At 70.0% G+C, this 15,959-nt stretch carries 14 protein-coding genes; 6 read left to right on the top strand and 8 right to left on the bottom strand.

The genetic code is table 11. The features are described 5' to 3' along the window. Entirely contained in the window at positions 1-1,131 is a 1,131-nt protein-coding gene (locus ACPEH2_RS08890; protein WP_359918797.1) for an alkaline phosphatase family protein, read from the bottom strand. Between the two features lie 75 nt (positions 1,132-1,206). Between ACPEH2_RS08890 and ACPEH2_RS08885 the strand changes: the two genes are divergently transcribed. The 3 genes from ACPEH2_RS08885 (at position 1,207) to ACPEH2_RS08875 (ending at position 4,945) form a co-directional block, all read left to right on the top strand. Next, positions 1,207-3,660 (top strand): DNA gyrase/topoisomerase IV subunit A, encoded by a 2,454-nt coding sequence (locus tag ACPEH2_RS08885; protein ID WP_423718618.1) that lies wholly within the window; start codon positions 1,207-1,209, stop codon positions 3,658-3,660. 12 nt (positions 3,661-3,672) lie between these two features. Continuing rightward, on the top strand, positions 3,673-4,281 hold the full coding sequence (locus ACPEH2_RS08880; RefSeq protein WP_359918801.1) for an SRPBCC family protein: 609 nt from the start codon (positions 3,673-3,675) through the stop codon (positions 4,279-4,281). Between the two features lie 112 nt (positions 4,282-4,393). Then, positions 4,394-4,945, top strand: a complete 552-nt coding sequence (locus ACPEH2_RS08875; protein WP_423718617.1) for a DUF4166 domain-containing protein — start codon at positions 4,394-4,396, stop codon at positions 4,943-4,945. 1 nt (position 4,946) lies between these two features. On the opposite strand, the gene ACPEH2_RS08870 is transcribed toward ACPEH2_RS08875, so the two are convergent. Both ACPEH2_RS08870 and ACPEH2_RS08865 read right to left on the bottom strand, forming a co-directional pair. Then, positions 4,947-5,195: a DUF4287 domain-containing protein gene (locus ACPEH2_RS08870; protein ID WP_359918804.1), complete on the bottom strand. Its 249-nt coding sequence runs from the start codon at positions 5,193-5,195 to the stop codon at positions 4,947-4,949. A gap of 31 nt (positions 5,196-5,226) precedes the next feature. After that, complete coding sequence (locus ACPEH2_RS08865) at positions 5,227-7,299, bottom strand: DNA gyrase/topoisomerase IV subunit B (protein WP_423718616.1); 2,073 nt, start codon at positions 7,297-7,299, stop codon at positions 5,227-5,229. A 194-nt stretch (positions 7,300-7,493) separates the two neighbouring features. Between ACPEH2_RS08865 and ACPEH2_RS08860 the strand changes: the two genes are divergently transcribed. Continuing rightward, the gene (locus ACPEH2_RS08860) at positions 7,494-7,715 is read left to right on the top strand and encodes a DUF7455 domain-containing protein (protein WP_018186680.1); all 222 of its coding nucleotides are present in this window, start codon (positions 7,494-7,496) and stop codon (positions 7,713-7,715) included. A gap of 61 nt (positions 7,716-7,776) precedes the next feature. Here ACPEH2_RS08860 and ACPEH2_RS08855 read toward each other — a convergent pair whose 3' ends face one another. From ACPEH2_RS08855 to ACPEH2_RS08835, 5 genes are all read right to left on the bottom strand, one after another. After that, positions 7,777-8,790, bottom strand: a complete 1,014-nt coding sequence (locus tag ACPEH2_RS08855) for a sugar-transfer associated ATP-grasp domain-containing protein (protein ID WP_217531711.1) — start codon at positions 8,788-8,790, stop codon at positions 7,777-7,779. Between the two features lie 24 nt (positions 8,791-8,814). After that, positions 8,815-9,828 (bottom strand): sugar-transfer associated ATP-grasp domain-containing protein, encoded by a 1,014-nt coding sequence (locus ACPEH2_RS08850; RefSeq protein ID WP_359918807.1) that lies wholly within the window; start codon positions 9,826-9,828, stop codon positions 8,815-8,817. Between the two features lie 11 nt (positions 9,829-9,839). Further along, on the bottom strand, positions 9,840-10,544 hold the full coding sequence (locus tag ACPEH2_RS08845) for a coenzyme F420-0:L-glutamate ligase (RefSeq protein WP_359918809.1): 705 nt from the start codon (positions 10,542-10,544) through the stop codon (positions 9,840-9,842). Next, on the bottom strand, positions 10,541-11,860 hold the full coding sequence (locus tag ACPEH2_RS08840; protein WP_064002136.1) for an RNA polymerase sigma factor: 1,320 nt from the start codon (positions 11,858-11,860) through the stop codon (positions 10,541-10,543). Before ACPEH2_RS08840 ends, ACPEH2_RS08845 begins: the two co-directional genes overlap by 4 nt. 222 nt (positions 11,861-12,082) lie before the next feature. Then, on the bottom strand, positions 12,083-13,012 hold the full coding sequence (locus ACPEH2_RS08835; protein ID WP_064002137.1) for a proteasome assembly chaperone family protein: 930 nt from the start codon (positions 13,010-13,012) through the stop codon (positions 12,083-12,085). Between the two features lie 86 nt (positions 13,013-13,098). On the opposite strand from ACPEH2_RS08835, the gene ACPEH2_RS08830 reads away from it, so the two are divergent. Together ACPEH2_RS08830 and lpdA are read left to right on the top strand one after the other, a co-directional pair. Then, complete coding sequence (locus tag ACPEH2_RS08830; RefSeq protein WP_359918811.1) at positions 13,099-14,571, top strand: leucyl aminopeptidase; 1,473 nt, start codon at positions 13,099-13,101, stop codon at positions 14,569-14,571. Then, on the top strand, positions 14,568-15,938 hold the full coding sequence (lpdA, locus tag ACPEH2_RS08825; protein ID WP_359918813.1) for a dihydrolipoyl dehydrogenase: 1,371 nt from the start codon (positions 14,568-14,570) through the stop codon (positions 15,936-15,938). The genes ACPEH2_RS08830 and lpdA overlap by 4 nt, the downstream gene beginning before the upstream one ends. Positions 15,939-15,959: the final 21 nt, after the last annotated feature.

Genomic DNA, 15,959 nt, shown 5'->3' with positions numbered 1-15,959 from the left:
TCAGGCGAACGACCCCAGTCGCAGCATCGGGACGACGCGCTCCTGATCGGTGAGTGATCCGTGCTGCCCGATCATGCTCTGCGGCCGCTTGTCCGACTCCCGGTCGTCGTAGTACGCGACCGCTGAGCGGGCGGCCACCAGGACGTCGCCGATGCGAGGGAGCACCCCCGCGTCCACGACCTCGCCGAACAGGCCCGCCGCGACCGCCTCGTCGCGCGACAGCACCCAGGACCTTCCGGACTCGGCCTCGTGCCACCGACGCAAGACGTCGTCCGCGCGTCCCTCCTCCGCGTAGAGATGGAGCATGCGCGGCTCGCCGCCCACGATGCGGACGTCGTCCACCAGCGGATCGCCGTCCTGCAGGAGCAGGTGACGGTGCCGCGGGACGTCGACCACCCCGTGGTCGGCCGTGACGACGGCACCCGCGTGGGCGCCCATCGCCGTGTCGAGATCGCGCGCCGCCACGTCGACGGTCTCCAGCGCGGCCGACCATTCGTCGCTCTCCCACCCGCGCGCGTGCGCGATCGTGTCGAGCTCGGGGATGTAGGTGTAGACGAGGGCGCCAGGATGCCGCAACGCGAGATCCGCGGAGCGCTCCATGCGCTCCGCGATGGTCGTGGCCCCGATGAACTCCGCGCCGCGCTGCAGCGCGCGGGTGAACCCGGTCGCGGCGTACCGCGGCGACGAGACGACGAAGCAGGGTCGCCCGGCTGCGGTCTCGCGTTCGAGTATCGGCGCGCAGCGCTGCCACGTGAGCGGATCGAGACCGTCGGTCTCCCAACCCTTGAGCTGATTCGGTGCCAGGTCGGTGCCCGGCACCCGCACGCGGTAGCCGACGAGGCCGTGCCGGCCCGGCGACTCCCCGGTGAGCAGACTCGTCAGCGCCGCTGCGGTCGTCGCGGGGAAGACGGTGCGCGCGGCATCCTTCTTCGTCATGCGTCCGGCGAGAAAACGGGCGTACCCGGCGCGGGCGGTGAGGTTCGATCGACCGAGTCCGTCGACCATGACGACTATCGCCGATCGCGCCGGCGCGAACCACTCGCCGCGCCCCTGCAGCGACGCCAGGATCTGCGGCACGACACCGGTGAGGCTCCGGGCCGTGGGCGGGTCCGCGGGTAGGCTGGCAGTCATCCGGGTCAGTCTTCCACACGGTGCCCCGCCGCCGTCCTGACCCCTGGCAGCATCTCCCGAAGACCGATCGAGGCCATGGCATCGCGCACTCCCCCTCCCCCTCCCGCCGTTGAACGCATCGAGGACGTCGATCTCGCCGACGAGATGCAGGGGTCCTTCCTGGAGTACGCCTACTCGGTCATCTACTCGCGCGCCCTGCCCGACGCGCGGGACGGCCTGAAGCCGGTGCAGCGCCGCATCCTCTTTCAGATGTCGGAGATGGGGCTGCGCCCCGACCGCGGGCACGTCAAGAGCGCGCGCGTCGTCGGCGACGTCATGGGAAAGCTCCACCCGCACGGAGACTCCGCGATCTACGACGCGCTCGTGCGTCTCGCCCAGGACTTCGCCCTGCGCGTCCCGCTCGTCGACGGCCACGGCAACTTCGGCTCGCTCGACGACGGCCCCGCCGCGGCGCGGTACACGGAGGTCCGACTCGCGGCATCCGCCCTCGCACTCACCGAGAACCTCGACGAGGACGTCGTCGACTTCATCCCGAACTACGACGGCCAGTTCCAGCAGCCCGAGGTGCTGTCGGCCGCCTTCCCGAACCTCCTCGTCAACGGCGCGACCGGCATCGCCGTCGGCATGGCGACCAACATGGCGCCGCACAACCTCATCGAGGTCGTCTCGGCCGCCGTCCACCTGCTCGAGCACCCCGACGCGACCCTCGACGAGCTCATGGAGTTCGTGCCGGGTCCCGACCTCCCCGGCGGCGGCGTCATCGTCGGACTCGACGGCATCAAGGAGGCGTACGAGACCGGGCGCGGCTCCTTCCGCACCCGCGCGAAGACGTCGATCGAATCGCTCGGCCCGCGCCGCACCGGCATCGTCGTCACCGAGCTCCCCTACATGGTCGGCCCCGAGCGGGTGATGGAGAAGATCCGCGACGCCGTCACGGCGAAGAAGCTCACCGGCATCTCGGACCTGACCGACCTCACCGACCGCAACAACGGTCTGCGGCTCGTGATCGGCATCAAGACGGGCTTCGACCCGAACGCCGTGCTCGAGCAGCTGTACCGCCTGACTCCGCTCGAGGACTCGTTCGGCATCAACAACGTCGCCCTCGTCGCGGGTCAGCCGCAGACGCTCGGGCTGAAGGACCTCCTGCGGGTGTACCTGGACCACCGCATCCAGGTCGTCACGCGGCGCAGCCGCTACCGGCTCGCCCGCAAGCAGGAACGCCTCCACCTCGTCGAGGGCCTCCTCATCGCCATCCTCGACATCGACGAGGTCATCCAGGTGATCCGCACCTCGGACGACAGCGATCAGGCCCGCACGCGACTCATGGACGTGTTCGACCTCTCGCAGCCGCAGGCCGAGTACATCCTCGAACTGCGCCTGCGCCGGCTGACGAAGTTCTCGCGTGTGGAGCTCGAGAGCGAGCGCGACACCCTGAAGGCCGACATCGCCGCCTTGGAGGAGCTGCTGGCCAGCGACGTGCTCCTGCGCCGTCAGGTCGCGAAGGAGCTGGATGCCGCGGCCGAGGCCTTCGGCACGCCGCGTCGCACCCTGCTCATGAACGGCGGACCGGTCACCCCGCGCGGCCGCGCCGCTGCCCCCGCCGATCTGCAGATCGCCGACGCCCCATGCCGCGTCTTCCTCTCCGCGACCGGCCGCATGGTGCGCGCAGAGTTGGTACCCGACGCACCAGGAGGCGGCATCGTGCCGCCGGCACGCCGGTCCAAGCACGACGCCATCCGGTCGGCGGTCGACACGACGACCCGCGGCGACCTGGGCGCGGTGACCACGCTCGGACGCCTCGTCCGGTTCACCCCCGTCGACCTCCCCTCGGTCCCGGCGAACTCGGTACAGCTGGCGGCCGGCACGCGCGCCGCGCAGTACCTCGGGCTGGGCGCGAACGAGCACGTGCTCGCCCTCGTCCCGTTGACGGCCGACGCGCCGATCGCGCTGGGCACGGCGCAGGGCGTCGTCAAGCGGGTCGCGGCGACCGAGCTCCCGGCCGGTAAGCCGGACGTCGAGATCATCGCGCTCAAGCCCGGCGACACCGTCGTCGGGGCGGCGCTCGCGGCGGACGGGACCGAACTCGTCTTCGTCACGACCGATGCGCAGCTGCTGCGGTTCGATGCCGCGGCCGTGCGTCCCCAGGGCCGCTCGGCGGGCGGCATGGCCGGCATCCGTCTCACAGGCGACGCCCGTGTGATCGCCTTCACCGCCGTGGCCGCGACCGACGACACCGTCGTCGCGACCGTCGCCGGATCCACCGCGGCCCTGCCGGGAACGGATGCCGGGTCCGCGAAGGTCTCCGCCTTCAGCGATTTCCCCGCCAAGGGTCGTGCGACCGGCGGCGTGCGCGCGCAGCGATTCCTCCGCGGCGAGGACGCGCTCATCCTCGCCTGGGTGGGCGATGCCCCCCGCGCCGTGGGTGCGGACGGCTCGGTCCGGCAGCTGCCCGAACCGAGTGCGAAACGCGACGCCTCCGGCCAGGCCCTCGACGCCGTCATCGGCGCCATCGGCACCGCGGTCTCCTGAGGCGGCACGGGCGTGGCTCGGCGCGGCATCCATGTGGAGACCGACATCGTCGCGCCGATGGAGCACCTCTGGGCGCTCACCCAGGACCCCGAGCTGCACCCGCGCTGGGACGTCCGGTTCTCGCGCATCCAGCCGACGGGCACCGACGCGTCCGGGAGGCAGCGGTTCACGTACGAACGCCGGACGCCGCTCCACACGGTGCGGGGCACGGGTGTCAGCCTGGGCGAGCGCCTGCGGCCCGACCGCACCCGGACGTCGGCGCTGCGTTTCTCGACGACCGATCGACTCTCACCGATACGCCGCGGACGGGGGTACTGGCGGTACATCCCCCTGCGCGACGGCAGGGTGCGATTCGTGACGGGGTACGACTACGACCCCGGGTGGGGCCCCGCCGACGTCCTCGTGCGTCCGCTCCTCGGCTGGGCGACGGCGTGGAGCTTCGACCGGCTGCGCATCTGGGCCGAGACGGGGGTCGCTCCGGAGCGCTGGGGCCTCGTGTCCGTCTTGGCCTGGTGGCGCGCGGACCGACCTCGCGCGGCGCGGTGCGGTCGTCGACCCGCCGGCCGACACGCCCTCGACGACGCGCCGGCAACCCTCGCCGACCTTCGGGAGCCGACATGACCTCGCTGTTCCGCACCGCGATGGGGAAAGACTTCGATCGCCTGCACCCGCAGCTCCAGCGTCGTTTCACGTCGGGCTGACGGGCGGCATGGCTTGCGTGGGACGCGGGGTCATGACGCAGATCACGCGCGGCCCGTGGTGGACGGTGCCGTTCCTGCAGATCGGGCGCCTTCGCAACATCCTCGTCCCCGACGTGGGCGCCGACGTCCCCTTCACGATCGCCAACTACCCCTACCTCGATCCGTACGGACGGGAGACGGTCACCTTCGTGCGCGAGTACCGGGTCCGCGGCAGGAGGCGCCGGTTCGACGCGACGATGGTGGCAGGGCACGACGGGATCGTCGACTACCTGGGGACCCACCAGCACCTCGCGGTCGACCTCGACGTGTCGGCGGAGCCCGACGGGTCACTCCTCCTGCGCAGCGGCGCGCAGCGCTTCTACGAGGGGCCGGTCGCCTTCCGCTTCCCGATGCTGTTCAGCGGCCGCGCGACTCTCCGCGAGCGGTTCGACGAGACCGACGGACTGTTCCACGTCGACCTCCGCGTCGACAACGACCGCTTCGGGTACCTCTTCGGCTACCGAGGGTCCTTCACGTGGGAGTGGATGCCGGCATCCGACGCCCCGGCCCATCTGAAGCCGCGTCGCCACGAGCGGCGCCTCTGAGTCAGGCGGTCAGCTTCGCCTTGACGTAGGCGACGATCGCGTTCGCGTGGCCGTGGCCGAGGCCGTGCTCCTCCTTGAGGAGCCCCACCGTCTCCATGTGCGTCCTCGTGTCGAGCGCGTCGGCCGCGATGTCGAGCCAGTGCTGCACGGACTGCCCATACGTCTTCTCGATGCTCGGGAAGTACGACGCCGGCCCCTTCGGCTTGTCGCCGGGGGCGATCACGGGAGCGACGACGCGGTGGGAGGTCATGAGCCCAGGGTAGACCCGAGGAGGCGCCGGGTCAGGCGTCGATCCGCTCGCGATCCAGCCGTTCGCTCGAGGTGACGATGAAGTCCCGGCGGGGCGCCACCTCGGATCCCATGAGCAGCTCGAACACGGTGGAAGCGACTTCGGCGTCCTGCACCCGGACGCGGCGGAGAGTGCGTCCCGCGCGGTCCATCGTCGTCGTCGCGAGCTGGTCCGCGTCCATCTCGCCGAGGCCCTTGTAGCGCTGCACCGGCTCCTGCCACCGCTTGCCCGACTTCGTCAGCTTCGCAAGCAGCGTGTGGAGTTCCTGCTCGCTGTAGGTGTAGATCGTCTCGTTGGGCTTGGCGCCGGGGTTCATGACGACGACGCGGTGCAGCGGCGGCACGGCGGCGTACACCCGACCCTCTTCGATGAGGGGCCGCATGTACCGGAAGAAGAGGGTGAGCAACAGCGTGCGGATGTGTGCGCCGTCGACGTCGGCGTCGCTCATCAGGATGATCTTGCCGTAGCGGGCGGCCTCGAGGTCGAAGGAGCGGCCCGAACCGGCACCGATCACCTGGATGATCGCGGCGCACTCGGCGTTCGAGAGCATGTCGCTGATCGACGCCTTCTGGACGTTGAGGATCTTGCCGCGGATCGGCAGCAGTGCCTGGTACTCGCTGTTGCGGGCGTGCTTGGCCGTCCCGAGCGCCGAGTCCCCCTCGACGATGAACAGTTCCGACTCGGCGACGTCGTTCGTCCGGCAGTCGGCGAGCTTCGTCGGCAGCGAGGACGACTCGAGCGCGTTCTTCCGGCGCTGGGTCTCCTTGTGCGTGCGCGCCGAGATCCGGGCCTTCATCTCGGAGACGACCTTCTCGAGCAGCAGGGCGGTCTGCGCCTTGTCGTCCCGCTTCGTCGAGGCGAACTTGGCGGCGAGCTCCTTCGAGACCACCGATGTCACGACGTTGCGGACGGCCGGCGTGCCCAGGATCTCCTTCGTCTGGCCCTCGAACTGGGGCTCCGGCAGACGGACGGTCAGCACCGCCGACAGTCCCGCGAGGATGTCGTCCTTCTCGATCTTGTCGTTCGCACCGACCTTGAGCTTGCGGGCATTCGACTCGATCTGCCCGCGCAGCGTCTTCATGAGGCCCTGCTCGAAGCCCTGCTGGTGCGTGCCGCCCTTCGGCGTCGCGATGATGTTCACGAACGAGCGGGTGACCGTCTCGTAGCCCGTCCCCCATCGCAGCGCGATGTCGACCTCGCACTCGCGCTGCACCTCGGTGGGGACCATGGCTCCGGAGGCCTGCAGGACGGGCACCGTCTCGGTGAACGTGCCGGTGCCGGTCAGACGCCACGTGTCCGTGATCGGCGCATCCGGGGCGAGGAAATCGGCGAACTCCGAGATGCCTCCGTCGAAGCGATAGCTCGTCTCGACGGTGTCCGCTGTCCGCTGGTCGACGATGACGATCTCGAGACCGGGGACGAGGAACGCGGTCTGACGCGCGCGCTGCTCCAGCTCGCTGAGATCGAACGCTGCGTCCTTCGTGAAGATCTGCCGGTCCGCCCAGTAGCGGATGCGGGTACCCGTGACACCCTTCGCCGCCTTGCCGACGACGCGCAGCTCGCTGGACTTCTCGAACGGCCGGAATCCGGATGACGGCGAGTCGCCCTCGAACACGCCCGGCTCACCCCGGTGGAACGACATGGCGTATGTCTTGCCCGCCCGGTCGACCTCGACGTCGAGCCGCTCCGAGAGGGCGTTGACGACGGACGCGCCGACACCGTGGAGACCACCGGATGCCGCGTACGACCCACCGCCGAACTTGCCACCCGCGTGCAGCTTGGTGAACACGACCTCGACACCCGTCAGGCCGGTGCGCGGTTCGACGTCCACCGGAATGCCGCGCGCCCGATCACGGACCTCGACGCTGCCGTCGGCGTGCAGGATGATCTCGATGCGGTCGCCGTGTCCGCCGAGGGCTTCGTCGACCGAGTTGTCGATGATCTCCCAGAGGCAGTGCATGAGTCCGCGGGAGTCGGTCGAGCCGATGTACATACCGGGCCGCTTGCGCACGGCCTCGAGCCCTTCCAGGACCTGGAGATGATGGGCGGAATACTCGGCTGTCACGATCTCCCATCGTATGCGGCACCCCCGACACCACGCCGACCGACACACACGCCGTCACGAGGTCGCCACGCACAGCGGGCACATACCGTACGCGCACAGCGAAATGTCATGCAATGGCGGCATACCCGCAACATCGACGTGGTTGTATTGCGTGACAGTTCACCCGTCATGAGCAGTACGAGGAGGCACCTGACATGAGCACGTCGACCACCACCGAGCCCGGAGCCGTCCTCGAACACCGCCTGACGGCGATGGATCGCTGCGACTCCTGCGGAGCCCAGGCCTACATCGCCGCCGAGGTCAACGGGAGCGAACTCCTGTTCTGCGCCCACCACGGCCGCAAGTACGAGGAGAAGCTCCGCGCCGTCGCCACCTCGTGGCACGACGAAACCGCCCGCCTGACCGAGTCGGTCTGAGCCGCGGCATCCCGATCACGACGAAAGCCCCCTGCCCTGCAGGGGGCTTTCGCGTTGCCGGTCAGAACCCGACGGCCGCCTGGTACACCGGGAGGAGGCCCGTCCGCACACCCGACGCGGAGGGTTTCGGCTGGAAGACGCTGGAGTTGTGGTTGCCCTCGATGACGACGGGACCGTTCGCGGTGATCGCGATGTCCCACCCCACGTAGGGCGCCTCGGGCGTCCGACGGGCGAGGGCGGCGACCAGATCGAGGACCTCGCTGTAGAGCGGCACCCGGAATCCGACGATCGGCGTTCCCGTCACGGGGTGCTCGCGGTAGACGTTGCTGTTCTTGTCGACACCGGGGTACAGCGCGACGCCCTCGTCGTCGAGCATCGTGAACATCCCGCCCGAGGCGAAGTTGTCGATGACGTCGCCGTTGCCGATGCGCAGCACGGCCGCCAGCAGGTGCACACGGTCGTCCTTGTCGAGGAACGTGATGAGCCGGACGGTGTTGACGGCGTCCGGGTACAGCGCCGACATCTCGGGGTGCTGCACGATGAACTCGTCGAGCACCGTCTGGCCCTGGGCGGTCACCTCGGCCCGGAACCGCGCCGGGTCGACGTCGGGGCCGACCTCGTGGAGCTCGATCCCCCCGCCGCCGTGACCCTCGTTGGGCTTGGCCAGCACACGCGGGTGCCGGGAGAGGAACGCCGCCAGCTGCGCGTCGTCGACGTCCCGCAGATCGATCGTCTCGCGACCGAGCAAATCGGCGTACTCGCGGGCGAACCGGCGCTTGTCCTCGAGCTTCGAGCGCCCCTCGGGCGTGTTGTACATCTTCGTGATGCGGAAGGACTTCGGATGCGTCATCCACGTCTTCCGCTCACGCGCGTTCAGGAGCCGGATGTCCCACACCGCGTAGTCGCGGAACGCCATGTCGTAGCGCACCGAGCACCACAGCATGTCCGCGATGATCACCGGCAGCGGCGCCTTCGACACCCGCTGGACGGTCCGCGCGAACTCGACGAGGTTGCCCGGGCGGAGCTTGCGTGCGCGACGGATCAGGTACTGCAGGCGGACGCGGATGCGGCGCATGTCGGTCCCTTCGGTTGGGGTCGGTCAGAAGCGCATCGCAGCGCGGTAGCGGGGCAGCAGACCGCGACGGATGCCGGAGACCGAGGGCTTCGACTGGAAGACGCCGGAGTTGTGGTTGCCCTCGATGACGACGGGGCCGTCGGGCGTGATGGCGATGTCCCACCCGATGTACGGGAAGGCCGGCACGCGACGCGCGAGCCGGTCGACGAGCTCGAGCACCTCGTCGTAGAGCGGCACCTGGAACCCCGTGATGGGTGTTCCCGTCGCGGGGTGCTCGGCGAAGGGGCACCCCTCCTCGTCGCTGGCGGCGTGGAGGGCACGACCCTGCTCGTCGAGCATCGTGTACATGCCGCCGTTGCTGAAGTTGTCGATGACGCCGCCGTTGCCGATCTTCAGCACACCCGCGAGGACGTGCACTTCGCCGTCGGGATCGAGGTAGGACACCATCCGGAGCGAGTTGACGCTCCCGGGGTACAGCGCCGCCATGTCGGGATGCTGCACGAGCACCTCCTCGACGAGCGTCTGACCGTCGGCGAGCAGCCGATCGCGGAAGGCGTCGACGTCCCCGATGTCGGCGGAGTCGACGAGCGTGATCCCGTTGCCGCCCACGCCGCCGGGGTTCTTGGCGATGATGCGCGGGTGGCGGGCGACGAAGGCGGCGAAGGCCGCGGCATCCGACTCACCGAGGTCGAGCCACTCACGACCCAACTCGGGCCCGAAACGGGTGGCGAACTGGAGCTTGTCGTCGAAGATCGCCCGCTGCGCGTTGTCGTTGAGGCGTCGCGAGAGGTGGAACGACTTGGGGTCGGTCATGTACGTCTTGCGCTCACGACCCTTGAGGATGCGGAAGTCCCACTCCGAGTAGTTCTCGAACGTCGTCTCGTACCGCACGGAGCACCAGGCCATGTCGGCGACGACCCACCACAGCGGCGCCTTCGACAGCCGCGCGGACTGACGGGCGAACTGCAGCACACGCTCGGTGTCGAAGTTGACCACCCGGCGCACGAAGAAGCGGGCACGGCGGTAGAGCCTGTTCACAGCGCCCACGGTCAGCCCTTCGACGGACGGATGATGCCGAGCGGCGTGGACTGGTGTCCTTGGCCGAGCGGGTTGTCCGAGAGGATGCGGACGAGCCGCTGCTCCCCCGCCTTGTCGAGCGTCGACCCGAGGATGTTGCCGCCGATGTCGTTGATGTCGACGACCGCCACCTCGAACACGCCGCCGAGACGGGACTTCAGGCGCGCAGCCACGGCGGCCGGCTCCTTCGGACCGAGCACGACCGCCTTGTTGTACGGCGGGATCGTGTGCGGAGTCGGGCCGTCGATCGAGCGCGCCTTGTCGCCGGCGATCCGGTAGAAGTCACCGCGTCGTCCGAACAGCTTCGTGATCGCGGCGACGCCGGCGGCGAACAGGATGCGGGGCGTCCCGCATTCGCGCAGCGCCATCTCCATCGTCTCGGGCATGCCCAGGCCGATGCCGTACTTCGTCTTGACGACGTAGCGCGAGAGGAAACGCGCGAGCGGGCGCGGCGCGATGTCCTCGACGAGGTACGACCTGCCCTGCGTGATCGCGACGATCTTCTCCGTCACGAACAGCAGATCACCGGGCTGGAGCTCGGGCGAGGCGTAGGTCGCGACGATCTCGTCGATGTCCTCGCCCGGCATGACGACGTGCGTCCGGATCGGGATCCGGGCGTACGTCGCGCCGTCGACCGCTCGCGTGAGCTCCTTGCCCTCGTTCGCGGCGCCGCTCATTCGAGGTAGTCCCGCAGCGACTGCGACCGAGACGGGTGCCGCAGCTTCGCCATCGTCTTGGACTCGATCTGACGGATCCGCTCACGCGTGACGCCGAACGTGTCGCCGATCTGGTCGAGCGTCTTGGGCTGACCGTCGCCCAGGCCGAACCGCATCCGGATGACACCCGCCTCGCGCTCGCTGAGCGAGTCGAGCAGGGACTCCAGCTGACGCTGCAGCATCGTGAAACCGACGGCGTCGGCGGGGACCACGGCCTCGGTGTCCTCGATGAGGTCACCGAACTCGCTGTCGCCGTCCTCACCGAGGGGCGTGTGGAGCGAGATGGGCTCGCGGCCGTACTTCTGGACCTCGATGACCTTCTCGGGCGTCATGTCGAGCTCGCGGCTGAGCTCCTCGGGCGTGGGCTCGCGACCCAGGTCCTGGAGCATCTGCCGCTGCACGCGGGCCAGCTTGTTGATGACCTCGACCATGTGGACGGGGATGCGGATCGTGCGCGCCTGGTCGGCCATCGCGCGGGTGATCGCCTGACGGATCCACCAGGTGGCGTAGGTCGAGAACTTGAAGCCCTTGGTGTAGTCGAACTTCTCGACGGCACGGATGAGGCCGAGGTTGCCCTCCTGGATGAGGTCCAGGAACTGCATGCCGCGACCGGTGTAGCGCTTGGCCAACGAGACGACCAGTCGCAGGTTCGCGCCGAGCAGGTGGCTCTTGGCGCGCTGCCCGTCACGGGCGACCCACTGCAGGTCGAGACCCAGCTGCGACGACTTCTCGGCCGCCGTCATGTGCGAGAGCTTCTCCTCGGCGAACAGGCCCGCCTCGATCCGCATCGCGAGCTCGACCTCTTCGGCCGCGTTGAGGAGCGGGACCTTGCCGATCTGCTTCAGGTAGTCCTTGACCGGGTCGGCGGTCGCACCGGTGATCTGCGTCGAGTAGACCGGGACCTCGTCGTCGTCCGAGGAGGAGATGACGATCGCGCCCGTCGGGAGCGGCTCGGTGAAGGCAGGCTTCGCGGGCTCGTCCTCGTCCTCGCCGTCCGCCTTCTCGGCATCCTTCTTCGTGTCGTCGTCCGAGGCATCGTCGGCGGCGTCGACGTCGATCTCGACCTCGTCGACTTCTTCGTCTTCGTCCTCGTCGTCGGCTGCCTTCTTGGCGCGTGCCTTGGCCGGGGACGCCTTCGTCGCGGCCGGCTTCTTCGCCGCGGCCTTGCGAGCCGGGGCCTTCTTCGCCGGGGTGGTCGCCGCCTCGGGCTCGACCGCTTCGGCGTCGTCGACCGTGTCGGCCGCGCGTGTACGGGTGGTCCTCGTGCTCGAAGTCACGTTTCGCCTTTCACCGACGGCACTCCGCCGGGTTTCGGACACTAGTAAGACCCTTGTCAAGTCCGCCGGACTCGCACGGAAGCGACTCCACGGGCCCGACAACGGGTCATTTCGTCCATTCTCTCATACGTCTCGGATGCATGAAGGACGTACCCGTGTCAACACCGAATACCTTGTGCGCATTCCCCGGCGGAATGCTGTCACGGCGGCGCGGGGTGCGACTCAGCCGAGCCCGGGGCGCCGGTCGTCGTCGCCGGAGGGACGGTTCGCGAGGAACCGCTCGAGCTCGGCGGCCAGCTCGTCGGCGGACGGCAGATCGCCGGTGTGGATGATCGGCTGGGCCTGCGTCGAGCCCGCCATGTAAGCGTCGTAACGGTTCTCGAGGTTGCCGAGCATGGCGGTCAGTTCCTCACTGGCCGCGACCTGGTCGTCCACCTTCTCGAGGTACTCCCGGTTCTCCTCACGGAGGGTGTCGCTGTCGAAGACGAGACCGGTCGCGACGGAGACGCTGTCGAGCGCGGCGATCGCCGCCGCGGGGAAGTCCGTCTCCGCGAGGTAGTGCGGCACCAGCAGGGCGAACCCGGACACCGAGACACCGGCATCCGAGAGCCGGTACTCGAGGAGATGCCCGGCGGTCGAGGGGACCTGGGTGCGGGGCTTCCACACGGAGTGCGCCTCGGTGAGGTCGGCGCGGTTGCCGCTGACCGTCGTCCCCAGCGGCCGCGTGTGGGGCACCGGCATCGGGATCGCGTGCACCCACGTGACCGACCGGACCTGCAGCCCTTCGGCGAGTCCGACGACGGTGTCGACGAAGGCCTCCCAGGCGAAGTCGGGCTCGTAGCCGGACAGCAGGACGAAGGGCTGACCCAGCGAGTCGTGGACCAGCGCGAGGTCGAGACGGGGCGGCTGGTAGTCCTCGAGGTGGTCGCCGTTGAAGGTGATGAGGGGCCGGCGGGCGCGGTAGTCGAACAGCACGTCCGGGTTGAAGGTGATGACCGGTTGCGGGTCGAGCTCGGTGTGCAGGTGGTCGACGACGCGGGTGACCGCGGAACCGGCATCCGTGAAGCCGGTCAACGCGACGACCAGCGGAAGGCCCGCGGGCACGGGCGGCGCCGTCGTGATGCGCTCGTAGAGGGGGCCAGACAGGGGCATGTCTCCACTGTAGGAGCACGCCCGAAGCACGCGTCGCGCCACCCGTCCCGCTCTGAGCGAACGCCCCCGTCCATAGGATGGAGTCCATGCCGTACCCCGAGCTGACCGTGTCCACTTCTCCTGCACGCGACGGCGGTGCCGACGCGATCATCCTCGCCCTCCCGCCGCTCGACGACGCGGCGTCGGTCCTCGCGGACTGGCCGGGTGTCGAGGAGGTCCTCCGCGGCATCGGATTCAGCGGCACCCCCGGGACCACGACCCGGGTCTTCGCCCCCGCCGCCACCGCGCTCCCCCTCTTCGTCGTGGGGACCGGCTCAGCGCCCTCGGCCGAGGCGATCCGGGATGCCGTCGGTGCCGCCGTGCGCACGACGACGGGGTTCGCCCGGCTCGCCGTCGCCCTCCCGCACGCCGAAGCGCACTGGCGCGCCGCGGCCGAAGGCGCGGTCCTCGGCGGATACCGCTTCGAGGGATACAAGTCCTCCGAGTCCGGGAAGGCCCGCGCCTCCCACGTCGTCCTGCATCTGTCGGCCGACGTCGACCCGGAGGAGCTGCGCGCGGTCGACGTCACCGGGTCCGCCGTCGCCCTCGTGAAGGACCTCGTCAACGTGCCCGCGGAGTGGCTCGGACCCGCCGATCTCGCCGAGCGCGCCATCGAGGCCGTCGCGGGGCTCCCCGTCGACGTCGAGGTGCTCGACGAGACCGAGCTCGCGGCGCAGGGATACGGCGGCATCCTGGGCGTCGGCAAAGGATCCGACCGTCCGCCCCGCCTCGTCCGCCTGACCTACGCCCCCGCGGGCGCCGACCGCCACATCGCCCTGGTGGGCAAGGGGATCACGTTCGACACCGGCGGACTGTCGCTGAAGCCACCGGCATCCATGGTCGGGATGAAGTTCGACATGGCGGGCGCGGCGACCGCACTCGCCGTGGTGCGCGCCGCCGCGCAACGCGAACTGGCGATCGCGGTGACCGCGTGGCTGTGCATCGCCGACAACATGCCCTCCGGGCGCGCGACCCGCCCCGGCGACGTCCTGCGGATGCTCGACGGGACGAGTGTCGAGGTCCTCAACACGGATGCCGAGGGCCGCCTCGTCCTCGCCGACGGACTCGTCGCGGCGAGCCGGACGCGACCCGATGTCATCGTCGACGTCGCGACGCTCACGGGTGCCGTGATCGTCGCGCTCGGCAACCGCCACACGGGGGTCATGGGCGACGACGCGACCGTGGCGCGCTACCTCGAGGCGGCAGCATCCGCCGGTGAGGCCGCATGGCAGCTGCCGCTCCCCGACCACATGGAGGACGAGCTCGACTCCCCCATCGCGGACCTCCGCAACGCCAAGGTCGGCGACCCGGCGGGCGGCACGATGTTCGCCGGGCTCTTCCTGCGCCGCTTCGTCGGCCGCACGGGAGAGGCTGCCGACGCCCCCCGCATCCCGTGGGTGCACCTCGACATCGCGGGCAGCGGCGAGAACAAGGCCTCGCCCTTCGGCCCGACCGACAAGGGACCCACGGCGGCGACGGTCCGTTCGCTGCTCGCCTTCCTCGAGGCGGAGATCCGATGAGCCGCCACGAGTTCGACGTCGTCGTCCTGGGCGGCGGCAGCGGCGGGTACGCCGCCGCGATCCGCGCGAGCGAGCTGGGCAAGAAGGTCGCCCTCATCGAGAAGGACAAGGTCGGGGGAACCTGCCTGCACCGCGGCTGCGTGCCGACCAAGGCGCTCCTCCACACCGCGGAGATCGCTGACCACGTGCGGGAAGCCGCCGCCGTCGGCGTCGACGCCTCGCTGACGGGGTTCGATCCGGCGCGGATGACCGCTTACCGCGAAGGCATCGTCGCCAAGAAGTACCGCGGCCTGCAGAGCCTGCTGTCCACGCGCGGCATCACCGTGGTCGCGGGCGAGGGCCGGCTGAGCGCGGACCGGTCCGTGATCGTCGGCGAGGACGAGTACGCGGGTGCGGATGTCATCCTCGCGACGGGCTCGCAGACGAGGTCGCTCCCGGGGATCGAGGTCGGCGGACGGGTGCTCACCAGCGAGACCGCGCTGACGCTCGACACCGTCCCCGGCTCGGTGGTCGTCCTGGGCGGCGGGGTCATCGGGGTCGAGTTCGCGAGCGCGTGGCGTTCGCTCGGCGTCGACGTCCTCATCGTCGAGGCCCTCGACCGACTGCTCCCGGCAGAGGATGCCGCATCGAGCAAGGCCCTCGAACGCGCTTACCGCAAGCGCGGCATCCGGACCGCCCTCTCGACCCGCTGCGAGGGCGTCTCGCAGCGCGAGGACGGCGTGGCCGTCGCGCTCTCGGACGGAGCCGTCGTCGAGGCGGACTACGTCCTCGTGGCGGTCGGACGAGGTCCCGTCACCGACGGCCTGGGCCTGGACGAGGCGGGTGTCACCCGCGACCGCGGGTTCGTCGTCGTGGGCGACGACCTGCAGACCTCGGTCCCCCACGTGTGGGCCGTGGGCGACATCGTCCCCGGGCTCCAGCTCGCGCACCGCAGCTTCCAGCAGGGCATCTTCGTGGCGGAGCGGATCGCCGGTCTCGCGCCGGTCGCCGTCCCCGAATCGACCATCCCGCGCGTGTCGTACTCCCACCCGGAGGTCGCCTCGGTCGGCCTCACCGAGGAGCAGGCGCGCGCCGCGCACGGGGATCGCGTCGCGGCCTACGAGTTCAACCTCGCCGGCAACGCGAAGAGCGAGATCCTCGGGACCGCGGGCTTCGCCAAGGTCGTCCGCATCGTGGACGGCCCCGTCGTGGGCGTGCACCTCGTCGGCGACCGCGTCGGCGAGCTCATCACCGAGGGGCAGCTCGCGATCGGATGGGAAGCCCACCCCGAGGACATCGCACCGTTCGTCCACGCGCATCCGACCCAGAGCGAAGCCCTCGGCGAGGCGTTCCTCGCGCTGGCGGGCAAGCCCCTCCATACCGTCTGACCCCGTCGCACGGGCGACACT

This window comes from Microbacterium sp. NPDC064942, assembly GCF_049545525.1.
Taxonomy (GTDB): domain Bacteria; phylum Actinomycetota; class Actinomycetes; order Actinomycetales; family Microbacteriaceae; genus Microbacterium; species Microbacterium gawkjiense.
This window is presented reverse-complemented; position numbering and strand designations above follow the sequence as displayed.